Genomic DNA, 17,284 nt, shown 5'->3' on the forward strand with positions numbered 1-17,284 from the left:
CCGGGTGTGTGACCTCGTGTGACGGGGGCCGACCGGGAGGGACGGGTCGGGTCAGCGCGCCACGGCCAGCTCCGCGGACGCCTCGGTGGCCACCCAGGCGAGCATCGCGCACTTGACCCGCATGACGAACTTCGCGACCCCCTGGAACGCGACCGCGTCGCCGAGCAGTTCCTCGTCGGGCTCACCCACGCCCCGCGACCGCAGCATGGTCCGGAACGCGTCGGCGAGCGCCGTGAACTCCGCGACGGTCCGGCCCGGCGCCATCTCGGCGAGGACGGACGCCGATGCCATCGAGATCGAGCACCCGGCGCCCTGCCAGCGGAGGTCGGCGATGCGGTCGGTACCGGGCTCGAGCCGGATCCGCACGGTGATCTCGTCTCCGCACGTGGGGTTCCGCTCGTGGTGCTCGGCGTCCGCGTCGGGCAGCGGACCCTCGCCGGTGCGGGCCTTCGCGTGGTCGAGGATGACCTGCTGGTAGAGCCCCGCGAGCGCGTCGCTCATCGGTCCACTCCGACCTCGACCGGCGCGCCGGCGTCCGCCCGGGCGTCGGCGTCCGACAGCCCGAAGTACGCGCGGACGCCCGCGACGGCCTCGAGGAACCGGTCGACCTCGTCCTCGGTCGTGTACACGTACGTGCTCGCACGGCTCGTGGCCACGAGGCCGAGTCGGCGGTGCAGCGGCTGCGCGCAGTGGTGCCCGGCGCGGACGGCGAACCCCTGCGCGTCGAGCACCTGCGACACGTCGTGCGCGTGGACCCCGTCGACGTCGAACGCCGCCAGTCCCGACCGCGGGACGCCCACCCCGGGCCCGACGACGCGGACGCCCGGGATCGCGGTGAGTCCTCCGACGAGGCGCTGGGCGAGGGCCTCCTCGTGCTCGCGCACGCGCTCCATCCCGATGCCCTGCAGGTAGCGGACGGCCTCGGCGAGCGCGACGGCCTGCGACACCGGCTGCGTCCCGGCCTCGAACCGCTCGGGCGCGGGCATGAACTCGGTGTGCTCCATCGTGACCGTCGTGATCATCGACCCACCCGTGCGGAACGGCGGCAGCGCGTCGAGGAGTTCCTGGCGTCCCCAGAGCACCCCGATGCCGTTCGGGCCGAGCATCTTGTGCCCGGAGAACGCGGCGAAGTCGACCCCGAGGGCGCCGACGTCGAGCGGCCGGTGGGGTGCGGACTGACAGGCGTCGAGCACGACGACGGCGCCGACGCCGTGGGCGAGCGCGACGACCTGCTCGACGGGCGCGATCATCCCGGTGACGTTCGACACGTGCGCGAACGCGACGACCCGGGTCCGCGGGCCGATCACGGCGGCGGCGTCCTCGGCGGTCCAGCAACCGTCGTCGTCGACGGGGACCCAGCGGAGCGTCGCCCCGGTCGCGGCGGCGAGCTCCTGCCACGGCACGAGGTCGGCGTGGTGTTCGGCCTCCGTGACGACGATCTCGTCGCCGACGGTGAGCCGGAAGCGCTCGGCCGCGGGCCCGCCCCGTCCTCGGCTCGCGTTGCCCATGCCGTACGCGACGAGGTTGAGCGCGTCGGTGGCGTTCGCGGTCCACACGACCTCGGTCGCGGCAGCGGCGCCGATGAACCCGGCGACGGTCGCCCGGGCCTCCTCGTACGCGTCGGTGGCGAGCGCGGCGAGCGTGTGTGCTCCGCGGTGGACGGCGCTGTTGCTCGTCTCGAGGAACCGCCGTTCGGCGTCGAGCACCTGCGACGGCCGTTGCGCGGTCGCACCGGAGTCGAGGTACACGAGCGGGACGCCGCCGACCTCCTGACCGAGGATCGGGAAGTCGGCGCGGATGGCGCGGACCTCGGCGTCGGTGAGCGGGGCGGTGGTCACGGTCGTCGTCACGGTGGTGCGGTCCTCCTGGCGCCCGGGTGGGCGGTGTCGCTCGGCACGGTGCCGGCGACGTCGTCACCCGAGGGCGACCCGTCCATGGTCCCCGCTGTTCCGGATCCCGTCCAGTCGGTGACCGCGGTCAGGCCTTGTGCTTGCCCGATCCGTCGCCGTGGTGCGGTCCGCCGTCGTGCTCCTGGTCCGGTGCGCCGTGCGCCGCGTGGCCCCCGTGACCCGCCACGCCGTGGTCGCCGTGTGCCTGCGCGTCGTGCCCCCGGTCGTCCCCTCCTGGCCCCACGACCTTGCCGATGTGCTTGTCGGCCTGGTCCCGCGCGCCCTTGAGCTGGTCGCTGTACTTGCCGCCGGTGGCCTTGTCCACCGCGCCCTGCACCGCGTCGAGCACCTTGTCGCTGAGGCCCTCGGCCTGCTCGCTGCGGAGGGCGTTCTTCACCTTGTCGTTGCCCAGGAACTCCTGGGCCTTCTTGCTGATGTCATCGAACCCGGCCATGCGCGCGATCCTAGGCGCGATGCCCTGGACGGACACCCGCCGGACGGAGCAGACTCGGGGCACACCCCGAACGAACGAGGACGCCCATGCGCAACGAGCGGTCCGCACGCGTCGCCCGCCGCGAGCGACCTCCACGGCTGACCATGCCGCTCGAGGAGGCCGAGCGGATCTCGACGAACGCGGCCGACGGGCTGCTCGACACGTCCGATCCGGACGTCGCGCGGGTCGTCGCGCAGGCCAACCGGGTCGTCACCCGGTCGCAGATGTGGGGCTCGACCCCGGACCTCCCGACCCGCCGCTGGCGGCGCCTGACCGTCCTGGGTGGCCTGCTCTTCGTGCTCATCTGGGTGGCCGGGCTGATGCTCCCCCTGCTGGCGTCGCTCGGGAAGTAGGCCGCGCCGGCCCCGGCGCCCAGCGAGGACCCCGCCGTCACGAACGGCGCACCCGTGGCCGCTCCGGCGCTACGCCACCCCGACCAGGCGACGCCGCCCGAGGACGTACCCGACGGCCACGGCACCGCCGACCGCCAGGAGCGCCGGGATGAGGATCGTCGGCCCCTGCCCGGTGAACTCGACGACGAGGACGAGCGCCGTGAACGGGGCGCGCATCGTCGTCGCCAGGAACGCGGCGGCGCCGATGAACGCGAACGCGGCGAGCCCCGACCCCGGCCAGACGAGCAGCCACGCGCCGCCGAGGAACGCCCCCGCGGTCGCACCGATCGCGATCGACGGGGTGAGCGTGCCACCGGCGGCCCCGGCACCGATGGTCGCTGTCGTCGTCGCGGTCTTCGCCAGCGACAGGACGCCGACCAGGAGGACCGGGGCCAGTCCGAGCACCGCCGCGTCGTGCAGGTGGGTGCCGAACGCCGCCTGTCCGAGGGCGCGACCGTTGCCGAGGACCTGGGGGAACCAGATCGCGACCGCTCCCACACCGGCGAACACGACGGGCATGACGACCATGACGCGCCACCCGCGCGATCGTGCGGTCTGCAGCCGGTTCGTCAGGCGGACGAACCCGATCCCGGCGAAGCCGAGCACCGGTCCGACGAGCACCGCCCACACGACGAGCGACGGCGACAGGGTGAGCGTCGGCACCGTGTAGAGGGTCTCGACGGGCACGACGGCCCGGGCGACGAGCGCGGCGATCGCACTCGTCGCGAACGCGGGCAAGGCGGTGGCGAAGGTGATCTCACCGAGCAGGACCTCGACGGCGAACAGCGCTCCGCCGAGCGGCACGTCGTACACGGCGGCGAGTCCCGCCGCGGCACCGCAGGCGACGAGGATCCGCGTCTCGCGGCGGGTCAGCCCGGCACGGTCGGTGATCTGCTGGCTGAGCCAGGCCCCGATCTCACGCGGTGCGACCTCCTTGCCGATCGAGGCTCCGAGTCCGACGATGACGATCTGGATCCCGGCGTTCGCGACCGTGACGAGCGACGGCATGTGCCGGCCGTCGACCGCGCCCTGCACGGCGACGACGGGGCGGCCCCACCGGCGGAGCGCCCACCACGCGACCCCGGCCAGGAGGCCCGCGGCGAAGACCGCCAGGAACCGGTGCAGGGCGTCCGGCTCGTCCGCCGCCTCGTCCCCCGTGTGGAACGGGAACCCGAACGCGACGACCTGGATGAGGTGCAGCGCGACCCACACGCTGATGCCAGCGACGCCGCCCGCGACCCCGACGAGCGCGGTGACGACGACGATGCGGAGGGTCCAGTGCGGCGTGGAGTGCGCGCGCGGCCCGGCTCCGGTCAGAACCACCGCTTGACCTTGAAGACGACGAACAGGACGACCGCGAACACGACCATCGCGACGATCGACAGGGGGTACCCGTACCGCCAGTGCAGCTCGGGCATGTTCGTGAAGTTCATGCCGTAGATCGCGGCGATGAGCGTCGGGGCGAACAGGATCGCGGCCCACGCCGAGATGCGCTTGGTGTCGTCGTTCTGCTTCTGCGCCGCCAGGGTGGCGTCGACCGTCAGCGCGTTCTGGAGGAGCGCACGGAACGTGTCGGCGCGGTCCGTGATCCGGATGACGTGGTCGAGCACGTCGCGGAACCGCCGCTGGAGCTCGAGGGGCATGTGGTACTTGTCGGCGCCGCGGTGCAGCGCCTCGAGCATGGCGACGAGCGGCCGGGTCGCACGCTGGAAGTCGACGACCTCGCCGAACAGCTCGTAGATGCGTCGCGACGTGTTCGCGACGCCGGCGAACAGCTGGTCCTCGATCTGGTTGATGTCCTCCTCGAGCCCGTCGGCGACGGGACGGTACCCGTCGACGATGGAGTCGAACAGGGCCCAGAGCTGTGCCTGCGGTCCCGCGCCGACCAGGCCGGACTTGTGCGCCAGGCGGGTGAGGGCGGTGGTGATGGCGACGGACCCTCGCGGGTCCTCCTTGACGACGGCGACGAAGAAGCGGGGACCGACGAACGCGTGGATCTCGCCGAACCGGACGACCTCGTCGGCGTCGACGTAGAGGGCGGGACGCAGCACCGCGAACAGGGTGTCCCCGTAGCGTTCGAGCTTCGGCCGCTGGTGCCCGTGGGCGGAGTCCTCGACGGCGAGTTCGTGCAGCCCGAACGCCACGGCGACGTCCCCGAGCTCCTCGGGCGTGGGGTGGTCGAGGCAGAGGCACGCGGCGGCCTGGTCCTCCGCCACCATCCGGAAGGTCTCCTCGAGCGAGGTCGAGGAGATCGGGGCGATCTGGTCGACGAAGACGGTGTTGAGCGCGACGGGCATGGGTCCTCCGCCCCGAAGCGTACGGGACCGCTCGCGCTGGGTCGGACCACCCACGCCCCAGCGGTCAGGCCGTGGCGACCTCGAGGCCGTGCGCAGCGGCGACGGCCGCGTTGACGACGGCGCCGGCGTGCACGTTGAGGCCCTTCGCGAGCGACGGGTCCGCGGCGAGCGCCCGCTCCCAGCCGGCGTCGGCGATCGCGACGGCGTACGGCAGGGTCGCGTTCGTCAGCGAGATCGTGCTCGTCCGCGGCACCGCGCCGGGCATGTTCGCGACGCAGTAGTACATCGAGCCGTGCACCGCGAACGTCGGGTCGTCGTGCGTGGTGGGCCGGGAGCCCTCGAAGCAACCGCCCTGGTCGATCGCGATGTCGACGAGCACGGAGCCGGGGCGCATGTCCGCGACCATGGCGTCGGTCACGAGCTTCGGCGCGGCGGCCCCGGGGATGAGCACCGAGCCGATCACGAGGTCCGCGTCACGCAGGGCCTCGGCGATCGCGTAGCTGCTCGAACGGAGGGTGGTCACGCGGCCGTCGAACCGCGCGTCGAGGGCACGGAGGCGCGGGAGCGCGATGTCGATGACGGTGACCTCGGCGCCGAGCCCGAGGGCCATCGCCGCCGCGTGTTCGCCGGCGACCCCGCCGCCGATGACGACGACGCGGCCCTTCGGGGTCCCGGGCACGCCGCCGAGCAGCAGGCCACGACCGCCCGCGGTGCGCATGAGCTGGTTCGCGCCGACCTGTGCGGCGAGCCGCCCGGCGATCTCCGACATCGGCGAGAGCAGGGGCAGCGACCGGTCGGGCAGCTGCACCGTCTCGTACGCGATCGCCGTTGCGCCGGACGCCCGGAGCGCCTCGGTGAGCGGCCGGTCCGCCGCGAGGTGCAGGTAGGTGAACAGCACCTGGCCGGGCCGGATGAGCGGGTACTCGCTCGCGACGGGTTCCTTCACCTTGAGCACCATGTCCGCGGCACCCCAGACGGCGGCGGCGTCGGGGACGACCTCGGCACCGGCGCCCGCGTACTCGTCATCGGTGAAGGCACTGCCCGCGCCCGCGCCACCCTGCACGAGCACCCGGTGCCCGTGCAGGGTGAGCTCGGCGACGCCCGCCGGGGTCACGGCGACCCGGAACTCGTTGTTCTTCACCTCGGTGGGGACACCGATCAGCATGGAGACTCCTCGTGGTCGTGCCCGCGGCGGCCCGCGGGGTCGAAGTCATTCAGGCATCCGTTTCGACCGGCCGTGTCACAGCAGCACATCGTTCGGTCGCACGCGCTGATCGTGCTCGTCAATTCGGTCCGGGGCGCCCCGCACGGGCGTGCGCCGAAGGATCGACCGGTGGCGGGCCTCCCGGCCGGACTGTCCCCCGTTCACTGCGCGACCGGGCAGTCCGATCCGGGTACCGTCCAGGCCACTCGACGACGAGCCGTCGAGGGGAAGGACCTGTGATGACCAACGAGGAACTCGCGATCCCCGACTTCGACCACGTGCCGCTCGGGGCGCTCCGGGAACGGATCGTCGCTCTCGATCGCTCGGACCTGCAGGCGCTGCTCGACCACGAACGGGCCCACGGCGACCGCCTGCCGGTCGTCGAGGTCCTGCGCCACCGGCTCGAGGCCCTCGACGCCGGCGCCGAACCCCACGGCTCCGTGCCGGACCACCTGCCGGAGGTCCAGGCCGGCGTGCCCGGGGGCGGCGTGACCCCCGCGACCTCCGGGCCGCCGATCAACCCGCCGTCACACGGCGATCCCACCAACCCGGCCATGCCGCGCTGATCAGGAAGGAACTCCCATGTCCGACTCCTCCGCCCACCCGCCCTACGCCGCGACCGCCGTCCAGAAGGGCGCGCTGATCGTCGGGATCGTCTTCCTGGTCGTCGGGATCGCCGGGTTCATCCCGGGGATCACGACCGGCTCGCTGAGCGGTGCCGGATCAGGCTCGATGGCGATGTTGCTCGGCGTGTTCCAGGTGTCCGTGCTCCACAACATCGTGCACCTGGCCTTCGGTGTCGTCGGTGTCATCGCCGCCCGCGGTGCCGGTGCTTCGCGCGCGTACCTGATCATCGGCGGCATCGTCTACGCCGTCCTCTGGATCTACGGTCTGTTCACCGCGAACCACACGAGCGGGGCGAACTTCGTGCCGCTCAACACGGCCGACAACTGGCTGCACCTCGTGCTCGCCGTCGGCATGATCCTGCTCGGCTTCGTGCTGCCGCGCTCGCGCAGCCGCCGGGACGACCGCATCCGCACCGTGGGCTGACAGCCCCGGACGCACGACAGCGGGCCCGCGACGATCGTCGCGGGCCCGCTGTCGTCATGGTGACGGTCAGACCGGGTCGGCCGCGACGTCCGTGGCGGGCAGCTCCGGCTCGGTCCGGAAGCCGATGATCTTGTGCGTCCCGTCGCAGTACGGCTTGAGCATCGACTTGCCGCACCGGCAGAGCGCGACCGTGCGTCGGCGGCGGGGCAGGTCCTCGCCGTCGGGGTTCGTGATGCGGACGTCGCCGCGCACGAGGAGCGGCCCGTCGGGGCACGCGACGATCTCGATGTCGGGGTCGTGGGTCATGGGCGGGGTCCCTCCGTCGGGGTGTCGGTCACGGAGCCGACACCGGCGAGGCGTCGGCGGAGCAGCGGCAACGGGCTGGCCGCGCGCGGGAGCCGTTCGCCCGCGTACCGCACGCCGCCGCGGGCCCGGGCGACGACGGCGAGCCAGGAGCACACCGCGCGCTCGGCGAGCCACAGCGGCGACCACAGCGCCGCGGTCGGCGGGAACACGGCGGTCCCCCCGGCGCGGCGGCGGCCGAGTTCGGCGAGCCCGACCACGGCGACCGCCCCGCCCACGAGCCACCGCGGCCGACGCACGGCGAGCAGCACCGCGGGCAGGACGGCGAGTTCCAGGGCGAGCCGGAGCGGTTGCGCCCACGAGTCGTACGCCTGGCGCACGCGTTGCCCCAGGAAGTGCCGGACGGTCGGCGGACGGCGGGAGACGAAGCAGTCGTCGAGGCGGACCTGTCGGCCCCCGACGGCCAGCACGGTCCGGACGAGCTCGCAGTTCTCGAACAGGACGTCCCCGTCGTACCCGCCCGTCGCGAGCAGCACCCCGCGTCGGACGCCGAGCGTCCCGGGCCAGTCCGACCCGAGCGCGCGGTTGAGCAGCGTGCGGCCGGTGTCCCAGCGGGCGTGCCACGGCGACGGGTGGAAGTGGTTCTGCGGCCGGACGACCTCCGCGTCAGCGAGCTGCGCGACGACACGGGCGAGCGCGGGCTCGTCGTACCGGACGTCGTCGTCCGCCACCACGACCGCGTCGTGCCGCGCCGTCTCGACACCGGTGACCACCCCGCGGACCTTGCCGTTCCTCCCGGCCCGGTCCCGTGGCGGCAGCAGCCGGACCCCCGGCGGGAACGCGGCGCGGTGCCGTTCGACCGCGACCGTCGACGAGCCGTCGACGACGGTGACGTCGACGACCCCGACGAGGCGCGCCAGGTAGGCGGCGAGTTCCGTCGGGTCGGTGTCGTCGTCCCACCGGAGCGGCAGGACGTACTCGGCCGGCAGGCGCTCGGCGCCGCCGTCGGCGGCGTGGCCGACGGGACGGGGACCCCCGCCGCGTGCGGTCATCCGGCCTGGAGGGACGGTGCGGCCACCTGCACCGGTGCGCGGAGCGAGGACCGCCCGGCCTGGTACGCCTCGAGCAGTTCGGCGGCGGCCCAGCCGTCGACGGTGAGCGACGCGGCGGCGCCGAACAGCACGTCGTCGAGGAGCGCGGGCTCGGCCTCGACGAGGCCGCCCGCGAGGTCGCGCCCGGCGATCTGCTCGTGGACCGCGTCGGCCTCGACGTGCTCGTCGAAGTACCACGTGGCGTCCTCGTCGAAGCCGAGGCGCCGGAAACCGTCCCCGTACAGCTTGTTGGGGATGGACGAGGTCATCTCGTACGCCGCCAGGTGTCCGACAGTCGCACCGCGCAACCGACGGTGCTGCCCGAACAGGCTCATCATCGTGTTCGTCGCGAGCGTCAGCGCCGACACGGCGTCGACGTACGCGCCGTAGGAGTCGTCGAGTCCGGCGGCACGGACGGTGCGGGCGAAGATCGCGGAGTGCATGCGCTTCGGCCGGCCCCCGCCGTACTCGTCCGACTGGATCTCGACGAGCGCGGCCTTGGCGCGGCCGGTCAGGCGCGGGATCGCCCAGGAGTGCGGGTCGGCCTCCTTGAGCGTGTAGACCGTCCGGTTCACGAGGAGGTCGCGGACCTGCTCGAGCGTGGCCTTCCGGGCGACGTAGCGCGAGAGGCTCGGCCCCGAGTCGGCGGAGGTCATCGCGAACAGGGCCGCCGCGACGGCGTCCGCGGTCGGCTCGGGTCGCTCGGGCATCGGCACCCTGCGGCGGAGCTCGGCCTCGAACGCCTCCTCGAGCACGGCACGCACCGCGAGGAGGTCCGGGTCCCACTCGAAGCGGTCGTCGACACCCTGGATGCCCCCGTAGGCGAGCTCCTGGAGCACGAAGAGGCTGCTCTGCACGTCGTCGTCGCGGATGAGGTCCTCGGCGTCGGCGATCGCGCGGCGGGCGGTGTCGGTGAGCGCGGATCGGTCGGCCTCCGGACGCTCGGTGAGCACGGCGCGGATCGCCTCGCCGAGCGGCCCGCGCGGTGCCGGGTACGGCATCGGGGTCTGGGTGAGGACGTCGGCAGCGTCGAGGACGGCCATGGAGGGCTCCTTGCGTGGTCGGACAGCTCGCCATGCCTACGCCCGCCCAGCTGGGAACACGTCCGGGTTCGTCCCCCGACCCGTGTCCCCCGACGGGTCCCCCGTGACCCGGCTTCGGCGGTCGGCCTCCCCGTCGCTCAGGAGCCGAGCAGCGCCTGTCCCGCGCTCTCGTCGACGATGAGGTCCGTCACGAGCCCGGCCGCCAGCGCCCCCTCGAGGCTCGTGACCTTCGAGCGCCCCGCGACGACGCAGATCCGCCGCGGCGCGCGCTTCAGGGTGTCGAGGTCCGGCGCACCGGCGCGGGCGTTCAGGCCGATGTCCCGCCAGGAACCGTCGGCCCGGTAGAACACCGTCGTGACGTCGCCGACGACGCCGTCGCGCTTGAGCTCCTCGCGGTCGGCCGGGTCGAGGTACCCGCCCGAGTACACGTGGCTCGGGACGAGGGCCTGGGGCGAGCCGACCCCGAACAGCACGAGGTCCATGCGCTGATGCAGGTCGAGCACCGGGCGGAGGCTCCGCTCGCGGAACAGCGCGGCCTTCGTCGCCGGGTCGTCGAAGAACGCGGGGACCGGGAACTGCTGGACGACCGCCCCGTACGCGTCGCCGAAGCGGCGGAGGATCTCGCTGGCGTAGACGATGCCGGTCGTGCGTGTGTTGGCCGCACCGTTCACCTGCACGATCGTCGAGCCGTGCGTCGCCTTCGGCACGAGGTACCGGCTGATCGCACTCACCGTCGAGCCCCACGAGATCCCGATCACCATGTTCGAGTCGATGTACTGCGTCAGGATCCGGGCGGCGGAGAGCGCGACGCGTTCGAGCCGGTCGACGTCGCTCGTGTGGTCGGGCACGGGCACGACGTGCGCGTGCACGTCGAACCGGGTGCGCAGGGCACGGCTCAGGGCCGCGGCCTGGTCGAGCGGGGACCGGATCTGGATGTCGACGAGCCCGGTGTCGCGGGCGTACTTGAGCAGCCGCGAGACGGACGACCGGGACGTCCCGAGTTCGTCGGCGATCGCCTCCATCGTCAGGTCCTGCATGTAGTACAGGTGCGCGGCGCGGAGCGCCTGTTGCGTCCGCACCGCCTGTGCCGCGTCGCTCATCGTGCGTCCTCCGCGTTCGTGTGCCGTGCAGCGGCACCAGCGTCGCGCGGCACCATGCTCGCGCGCCCTGCACGCACGTGCAGGGCCGCTGGCTCCATTCTCGCCCCCAGCGGACGTGCGTTGCCACCGGTCGGCGCCGCTCTGGAGGCCCGGTGCACGTTCGTGCAGGCGGGTTGCCCCTCCTGTCAGTGGCGCGCACCATCGAGGAGTCGCCGCGGCGAATCCGGCCGCGTCGCTGAGGAGGAAGACGAACCACATGTCGAAGAAGACCGCGCTGCGACCGAACGTCGCGGCCATCACCGACCGGCCCACCGCCCAGGTCCTCGTCGTCGGTGGGGGCATCAACGGCATCGCGACCTTCCGCGACCTCGCGCTGCAGGGCGTCGACGTCGTGCTCGTCGAGCGGAACGACTACGCGTCGGGGGCCTCGGCCGCGTCGAGCCACATGATCCACGGCGGCATCCGCTACCTCGAGAACGGCGAGTTCCGGCTGGTCCGCGAGTCCGTGCAGGAGCGCAACGGCCTCATCAAGATCGCCCCGCACTACGTCAAGCCGCTGCAGACGACGATGCCGGTGTTCTCCACGTTCTCGGGGATCATGAACGCCCCGCTGCGGATGCTGACGCACAAGCAGCGGTCCACCAAGGAGCGTGGCGCGGCCCTCATCAAGATCGGCATGACGCTCTACGACTCGTTCTCGCGTGACGGCGGATCCGTGCCGAAGCACCGCTTCCTCACGAAGAAGGCCGCGCTCGAGGACATGCCCGCCCTGAACCACGACCTCAAGTACACGGGCACCTACTACGACGCGTCCGTGCACGAGCCCGAGCGCCTGGCGCTCGACGTCCTCAAGGACGGGCTCGCCGCGGGTACCGGGAACGGCAGCGTCGCGACCGCCCGCTCGGCGAACTACGTCGAGGCCGTCGCCACGCGCGACGGCGGCGTCCTGCTCCGCGACGTCGAGTCGGGGACCGAGTTCGTCGTCACCGCGCCGGTCGTCGTCAACGCCTCCGGGCCGTGGACCGACCTGACGAACGCGGCGTTCGGGGGCGAGACGGCGTACATGGGCGGCACGAAGGGCTCCCACATCGTCGTCGACAACCCGGAGCTGCTCGCGGCGACGAAGGGCCGCGAGATCTTCTTCGAGAACGACGACGGCCGCATCGTGCTCATCTACCCGCTCAAGGGCCGGGTGCTCATCGGCACGACCGACATCGACGCCGACCCCGCCGAGCCCGCCGTGTGCACCGAGGAGGAGGTCGACTACTTCTTCGACCTCGTCCGGCACGTGTTCCCGCAGATCGCCCTCGACCGCGAGCACATCGTCTACCGCTACTCGGGCATCCGGCCGCTCCCCCGGCACGAGGACACCGCCCCCGGGTTCGTCTCACGTGACTACCGCATCGTCGAGACGCCGATCGACGGCCTCGGGTCCGCCACGGTGCTCTCGCTCGTCGGCGGCAAGTGGACCACGTTCCGCGCCCTGTCCGCGCACCTGTCGACCGAGGTGACGAACCGCCTCGATGTCACCCGGAAGGTCGACACGACGGGTATGCCGATCGGCGGCGGCAAGGACTTCCCGACGACCGACAGCGACCGCGCCCTGTGGGTGCAGACGCACCGCGACGGGCTCGACCCCGCAGCCGTGGACCGGCTCCTCACCCGGTACGGCACCCGGGCGACCGAGGTCATCGACGTGCTCCTCGACCAGCCCGTCGTGCCGCTCGAGACCGACCCCGAGCTGACCACCGCCGAGGTGGCGTTCTTCGCCGAGCGGGAGCACGCCGTGCACCTGTCCGACGTCGTGCTCCGCCGGACGAACCTGGCGTTCGTCGGCGGCGTGACGATCGAGCTCCTCACCGAGCTCGCCGACGTCCTCGCGACGGCGCTGCAGTGGACCTCCGAGGAGCGCGACGAGGAGATCGCCGCGACGCTCGAGGAGCTCCGCGTCGCGCACGGCGTGGTCGTCCCGCTCGGATCGACCCCGGTCGCGGCGCGCTGACCCTCGCCCCGGCCGGCCCCCGACGCCCGTCTCCCGATCACCGGGAGGCGGGCGTCGCTCCGTCCGGCGGCGTGAACGCCTCGCCCGTGGGATCGGGCGCGCTGCGGTCCGCGACCTCGTCGCCACCGACGGGCTGCCCCTCCCAGCGGACCACGGTCCACCCGCTGGCGGGGTCGCCGTCGAGCTCGACGATGCCGGTGTTCTCCAGTGTGTGGCGCGCGAGCGCGTGGTCCGCGAGGTTCGTCGCGGTCCCACCCGCCCAGCTCCGGATGGCCGCGCCGTGGCTGAACGCGGCAGCGGTGTCGGCGCCGCCCGCGGCGATCGTCGACACGGCGGCGTCGAAGCGCGCGAAGAACGCGTGCCCGTCCGGTCCGCCCGGCATGCGCCGGTCGCGGTCCCCCTCGAGCCACGCGGAGACCGTGCCCATGTACTCGAGGACGGAGGCGCGGTCGCGCTTGCCCTCGAGGTCGCCCGCGTCGATCTCGTGGAGTCCCGGGAGCTCGACCGGCTCGAGTCGGAGCGCCTCGGCGAGCGGTGCCGCCGTCTCGTGCGTCCGGACCATGTCCGAGACGAACACCGCGCCGACACCGCGGTCGCCGAGCGCCTCGGGCAACCGGGCCGCCTGTTCCCGGCCGAGCGCGGTGAGGCCCGGCCCGGGCACGAGCGTGTCGAGCACCCCGTCGACGTTCGCGGGAGTCTGACCGTGGCGGATGAGCAGGAGACGCATGCGCCGAGCCTACGGACCCCGGTGAACGGGCGGGCCCCGGTACGGTAGCGTCCCGCCATGCCGATCGAACCCGACACGAAGAACTGGACCTGGGTGCTCGAGGACCGGTGCCCCGAGTGCGGGTTCGACGGTCGCACCGTGACGTTCGACGAGGTCCCGGGGCTCGTCCGTGCGAACGCCGCCGCGTGGCCGGCCGAGCTGGCGCGCGACGACGTCCGCGAGCGTCCGGACGACGCGACGTGGTCACCGCTGGAGTACGGCGCCCACGTCCGCGACGTGCACCGCGTGATGGCGGGTCGGCTCGAGCTCATGCTCGCCGAGGACGCGCCCCGGTTCCCGAACTGGGACCAGGACGCCACCGCTGTGGAGGACCGGTACGGCGAGCAGGACCCGGCCGTCGTCGCCGAGGAGCTCCTGGCCGCCGCCGATCGGACCGCAGCCGCCTTCGCCGCGGTGCGCGACGACCAGGTCGACCGCCCGGGCCTCCGCTCGGACGGCAGTGCGTTCACGGTGGAGTCCCTCGCCCGGTACTACCTGCACGACCCGGTCCACCACCTGGCGGACGTCCGCCGACCGCGCGCCTGATCCGCACCTCCACAGCGGACGTTCGGGCTGTGGACGTACCGTCAGCGGACCTGCAGTCGAAGGGGATGCGTCATGAAGAAGAAGTCGACCTGGCTCCCGGCCGTCGTCGCGCCGGTCGTCGTCGCCGGGGCGGTCGCCGCCCCGCTCGCCGCCAGCGCCGCGACCCCGTCCCCCGCCACCACCGGCAGCCACCCCACCGCGGCGCAGGTGCTCGCGAGCGTCGCACACAGCGACACCCTGTCGTACTCCGGGCGGATCAGCCAGACGAGTGACCTCGGTCTGCCGTCGCTGCCGTCGACGAGCGGCTCGTCCGGGGCGTCGAGCGCGCAGTCCGGCGCATCGGACGTGCTCGATCTGCTGACCGCGTCGCACGAGGCGCGCGTCTACGTCGACGGTCGCAGCAAGGCCCGCGTGCAGGTGCTCGACCAGCTCGCCGAGCGCGACGTCATCCGCAACGGGCGCGACGTCTGGACCTGGGACTCCAAGGCGGACAAGGCCGTGCACGTCACGCTCCCGTCGTCCGCCGCGGCAGCGAACGGCACCGACACGGGGTCCGCGTCGCCCGCCGACATCGCCGCGCGGGCGATCGCCGGGATCACGCCGAGCACCCACGTCGGCACGCCGACGACCACCTCGGTCGCCGGGCACGCCGCCTGGCAGGTGCGACTGACCCCGAAGTCCTCGTCGACGCTCGTGCACGACGTCGTCATCGCGATCGACAAGTCCACCGGCCTGCCGCTGAGCGCCCGGATCGACGCTCGCGGGCAGTCCACGGCAGCGGTGTCGGTGCGGTTCAGCGCGCTCTCGTACGGCGCACCCAAGGCGTCTCTGTTCGACTTCACGCCGCCGAGCGATGCGAAGGTGACGACGAAGGACCTCTCCGATGCCGCGGAGCACAGCTCGACGGCCAAGCACCCCGGCCTCGTGGCCCCCGGTGACGTGCGGGCCTCCGGCGCACCGACCCCGAGCGTCCAGGGCGACGGCTGGTCGAGCATCGTGACCCTGCCCGCGGGGACGTTCCCGAAGCGCCAGCTCGACGCCGACGGCTCGCAGCTGTTCGGGCAGCTCACCAAGGCGGTCGACGGCGGCCGCGCGGTGCAGACCTCGCTCGTGTCGATCCTCATCACGGACGACGGCCGCGTCCTCGCCGGCGCGGTGCCGGTGTCGGCGCTCGAGGCCGCAGCCGAGTGAGCACCGCGGACCTCGCGATCCGCACCCAGGGTCTGCGCAAGGTCTTCCGACGGCAGCACGCCGTCGACGGCATCGACCTGGCGGTGCCGCGCGGCTCGGTGTTCGGGTTCCTCGGCCCGAACGGCTCCGGCAAGACCACGACGATCCGCATGCTCCTCGGCCTGACCGCGGCGAGCGCCGGGACGATCGAGGTCCTCGGTGAACGCATGCCTCGCGCGCTCCCCAGCGTGCTGCCGCGGGTCGGCGCGCTCGTCGAGGGTCCCGCGTCCTACCCGTTCCTGTCCGGGCGGGCGAACCTGCACCGGTTCGACGCCGCCGATCCCCGCTCCGATCCGACCTCGCGCACGCGCCGGGTGGACGCCGCCCTCGACCGCGTCGGGCTCACGCACGCGGCCGACAAGAAGGCCGGCGCCTACTCCCTCGGCATGAAGCAACGGCTCGGCCTCGCGAACGCGCTCCTCACGCAGCGTGACCTCCTCGTGCTCGACGAGCCCACGAACGGGCTCGATCCGCAGGGCACGCGTGAGGTCCGGAACCTCATCCGGTCGCTCGCCGACGACGGCACCACCGTGTTCGTGTCGAGCCACCTGCTCGCCGAGATCGAGCAGGTGTGCACGCACGCCGGTGTGATGCGCGCCGGCAGCCTCGTCGCCCAGGGTTCGCTCGACGAGCTCCGACGGGTGGGCACCGCGCGGGTCACGGTGCAGACCCCGGACCGGGGCGATGCGCACATCGTGCTCACGCGGCTCGGCCTCCACGTCGACGCGACGAGCCGGTCCGACGGACTCGTGGCGGACCTCCCGGACGAGGTGCCGGCCGAGACCGTCACCGCCGCACTGGTCGAGGCCGGCGTCCGCGTGCGCGGCATCGCCGTCGGCGGCGGCACGCTCGAGGACCGCTTCGTCGCGCTGACCGGGGAGGGTTTCGATGTCGCAGGGTGAGGCAGCGGGCACGGGCCACCGCGCCGCTGACGGGGGCGCGGTCGCGGTGGACGGCACCGCCGTCACGCCGACCGGGAGGCCCGACACCGGTCGCCGGGGCACGCGCGCCACCGCGCTCCTCGGCTCCGAGGTGCGCGTGCTGTTCCGCCGCTGGCGCACCTGGGCGATGCTCGGCGCGCTCGCACTCGTACCGATCCTCATCGCGGTCGCGGTCCGGGTCGCGACGCATCGGACGTCGGGCGGCCCGGCGTTCCTGTCCGACATCACGAACAACGGGCTGTTCGTCGCGTTCACGGCGCTGACGGTGTCGATCCCGCTGTTCCTGCCGCTGACGATCGGGGTCGCGTCCGGGGACACGATCGCGGGCGAGGCCAACCTCGGCACCCTGCGCTACCTGCTCGTCGCGCCGACCGGCCGGCTCCGGCTCGTGCTCGTCAAGTTCGTCGGTGCGGGTGCGTTCGCCCTGGCCGCGACCCTGACGATCGTCGTGGTCGGTGTCGCGATCGGGGCGGCGCTGTTCCCGATCGGTCCGGTGACGCTGCTCTCCGGCACCCAGGTCGGCGGCGTGCAGTACGCCGTGCGGGCGCTGTTGCTCGTCGCCTACGTGACGCTGTCGATGCTCGGGCTCACCGCGATCGGGCTGTTCGCGTCGACGCTCACCGCGGTGCCCGTCGGGGCGATGGCCGCCACGGTCGTCCTCGCCGGCGCCTCGCAGATCGCCGACGCGCTCCCCCAGCTCGACTGGCTCCACCCGTTCCTGTTCTCGCACCTGTGGCTCGGCTTCGGGGACCTGTTACGCGACCCGCTGTCGTTCGAGTCGTTCGGGCACAACGCGCTCCTGCAGGCGGCGTACGTCGTGGTCTTCGGCGGCCTCGCCACACTGCGGTTCGTGCGGAAGGACGTCCTGAGCTGACGTGGACGCGGGCATGCGTCCGCGCTGACGCAGGGGTACGCCTCCGCGGAGGTGCTCGCGCTC

General features: G+C 73.1%; 19 protein-coding genes. 8 read left to right on the forward strand and 11 right to left on the reverse strand.

Going from position 1 to position 17,284, the window contains the following annotated elements; translation table 11 throughout:
• Positions 1–51 precede the first annotated feature (51 nt).
• The 3 genes from sufU to DEI86_RS16700 all read right to left on the reverse strand — a co-directional run bounded on the left by sufU (position 52) and on the right by DEI86_RS16700 (position 2,343).
• Positions 52–501, reverse strand: a complete 450-nt coding sequence (gene sufU, locus DEI86_RS10105; RefSeq protein ID WP_111049452.1) for a Fe-S cluster assembly sulfur transfer protein SufU — start codon at positions 499–501, stop codon at positions 52–54.
• Entirely contained in the window at positions 498–1,850 is a 1,353-nt protein-coding gene (locus DEI86_RS10110) for a SufS family cysteine desulfurase (protein WP_111049453.1), read from the reverse strand. Before DEI86_RS10110 ends, sufU begins: the two co-directional genes overlap by 4 nt.
• A gap of 127 nt (positions 1,851–1,977) precedes the next feature.
• Positions 1,978–2,343: an Rv0909 family putative TA system antitoxin gene (locus DEI86_RS16700; RefSeq protein WP_111013816.1), complete on the reverse strand. Its 366-nt coding sequence runs from the start codon at positions 2,341–2,343 to the stop codon at positions 1,978–1,980.
• 86 nt (positions 2,344–2,429) lie between these two features.
• On the opposite strand from DEI86_RS16700, the gene DEI86_RS10120 reads away from it, so the two are divergent.
• Positions 2,430–2,735 (forward strand): hypothetical protein, encoded by a 306-nt coding sequence (locus tag DEI86_RS10120; protein ID WP_111009979.1) that lies wholly within the window; start codon positions 2,430–2,432, stop codon positions 2,733–2,735.
• Positions 2,736–2,804: 69 nt separating this feature from the next.
• On the opposite strand, the gene DEI86_RS10125 is transcribed toward DEI86_RS10120, so the two are convergent.
• From DEI86_RS10125 to ald, 3 genes are all read right to left on the reverse strand, one after another.
• On the reverse strand, positions 2,805–4,097 hold the full coding sequence (locus tag DEI86_RS10125; RefSeq protein ID WP_258376512.1) for a chloride channel protein: 1,293 nt from the start codon (positions 4,095–4,097) through the stop codon (positions 2,805–2,807).
• On the reverse strand, positions 4,088–5,071 hold the full coding sequence (locus DEI86_RS10130) for a magnesium and cobalt transport protein CorA (RefSeq protein ID WP_111013817.1): 984 nt from the start codon (positions 5,069–5,071) through the stop codon (positions 4,088–4,090). Before DEI86_RS10130 ends, DEI86_RS10125 begins: the two co-directional genes overlap by 10 nt.
• 64 nt (positions 5,072–5,135) lie before the next feature.
• The gene (gene ald, locus DEI86_RS10135; RefSeq protein ID WP_111035576.1) at positions 5,136–6,236 is read right to left on the reverse strand and encodes an alanine dehydrogenase; all 1,101 of its coding nucleotides are present in this window, start codon (positions 6,234–6,236) and stop codon (positions 5,136–5,138) included.
• A 278-nt stretch (positions 6,237–6,514) separates the two neighbouring features.
• On the opposite strand from ald, the gene DEI86_RS10145 reads away from it, so the two are divergent.
• Both DEI86_RS10145 and DEI86_RS10150 read left to right on the forward strand, forming a co-directional pair.
• Complete coding sequence (locus DEI86_RS10145) at positions 6,515–6,841, forward strand: hypothetical protein (protein ID WP_111009985.1); 327 nt, start codon at positions 6,515–6,517, stop codon at positions 6,839–6,841.
• A 16-nt stretch (positions 6,842–6,857) separates the two neighbouring features.
• On the forward strand, positions 6,858–7,325 hold the full coding sequence (locus DEI86_RS10150; protein ID WP_111049455.1) for a DUF4383 domain-containing protein: 468 nt from the start codon (positions 6,858–6,860) through the stop codon (positions 7,323–7,325).
• A gap of 66 nt (positions 7,326–7,391) precedes the next feature.
• Here DEI86_RS10150 and DEI86_RS10155 read toward each other — a convergent pair whose 3' ends face one another.
• The 4 genes from DEI86_RS10155 to DEI86_RS10170 all read right to left on the reverse strand — a co-directional run bounded on the left by DEI86_RS10155 (position 7,392) and on the right by DEI86_RS10170 (position 10,862).
• Positions 7,392–7,631 carry a CDGSH iron-sulfur domain-containing protein gene (locus DEI86_RS10155; protein ID WP_111009989.1) on the reverse strand — a complete coding sequence of 80 codons (240 nt, stop codon included), beginning with the start codon at positions 7,629–7,631 and terminating at the stop codon, positions 7,392–7,394.
• Positions 7,628–8,680: a glycosyltransferase family 2 protein gene (locus DEI86_RS10160; RefSeq protein ID WP_111049456.1), complete on the reverse strand. Its 1,053-nt coding sequence runs from the start codon at positions 8,678–8,680 to the stop codon at positions 7,628–7,630. The genes DEI86_RS10155 and DEI86_RS10160 overlap by 4 nt, the downstream gene beginning before the upstream one ends.
• Positions 8,677–9,762 (reverse strand): iron-containing redox enzyme family protein, encoded by a 1,086-nt coding sequence (locus DEI86_RS10165; protein WP_258370201.1) that lies wholly within the window; start codon positions 9,760–9,762, stop codon positions 8,677–8,679. The genes DEI86_RS10160 and DEI86_RS10165 overlap by 4 nt, the downstream gene beginning before the upstream one ends.
• A gap of 137 nt (positions 9,763–9,899) precedes the next feature.
• On the reverse strand, positions 9,900–10,862 hold the full coding sequence (locus DEI86_RS10170; RefSeq protein WP_111009993.1) for a sugar-binding transcriptional regulator: 963 nt from the start codon (positions 10,860–10,862) through the stop codon (positions 9,900–9,902).
• 256 nt (positions 10,863–11,118) lie between these two features.
• Between DEI86_RS10170 and DEI86_RS10175 the strand changes: the two genes are divergently transcribed.
• Complete coding sequence (locus DEI86_RS10175; protein WP_111049457.1) at positions 11,119–12,864, forward strand: glycerol-3-phosphate dehydrogenase/oxidase; 1,746 nt, start codon at positions 11,119–11,121, stop codon at positions 12,862–12,864.
• Between the two features lie 37 nt (positions 12,865–12,901).
• Here DEI86_RS10175 and DEI86_RS10180 read toward each other — a convergent pair whose 3' ends face one another.
• On the reverse strand, positions 12,902–13,591 hold the full coding sequence (locus DEI86_RS10180) for a histidine phosphatase family protein (RefSeq protein WP_111049458.1): 690 nt from the start codon (positions 13,589–13,591) through the stop codon (positions 12,902–12,904).
• 57 nt (positions 13,592–13,648) lie between these two features.
• Between DEI86_RS10180 and DEI86_RS10185 the strand changes: the two genes are divergently transcribed.
• From DEI86_RS10185 to DEI86_RS10200, 4 genes are all read left to right on the forward strand, one after another.
• Positions 13,649–14,176: a DinB family protein gene (locus DEI86_RS10185; protein WP_111009998.1), complete on the forward strand. Its 528-nt coding sequence runs from the start codon at positions 13,649–13,651 to the stop codon at positions 14,174–14,176.
• A gap of 72 nt (positions 14,177–14,248) precedes the next feature.
• Positions 14,249–15,367, forward strand: a complete 1,119-nt coding sequence (locus DEI86_RS10190; protein WP_111013825.1) for an outer membrane lipoprotein carrier protein LolA — start codon at positions 14,249–14,251, stop codon at positions 15,365–15,367.
• Complete coding sequence (locus DEI86_RS10195; protein WP_111049459.1) at positions 15,364–16,308, forward strand: ABC transporter ATP-binding protein; 945 nt, start codon at positions 15,364–15,366, stop codon at positions 16,306–16,308. Before DEI86_RS10190 ends, DEI86_RS10195 begins: the two co-directional genes overlap by 4 nt.
• The gene (locus tag DEI86_RS10200) at positions 16,295–17,221 is read left to right on the forward strand and encodes an ABC transporter permease (protein WP_111010003.1); all 927 of its coding nucleotides are present in this window, start codon (positions 16,295–16,297) and stop codon (positions 17,219–17,221) included. The genes DEI86_RS10195 and DEI86_RS10200 overlap by 14 nt, the downstream gene beginning before the upstream one ends.
• Positions 17,222–17,284 lie beyond the last annotated feature (63 nt).

It is taken from the genome of Curtobacterium sp. MCBD17_028, from assembly GCF_003234875.1.
Taxonomy (GTDB): Bacteria; Actinomycetota; Actinomycetes; order Actinomycetales; family Microbacteriaceae; genus Curtobacterium.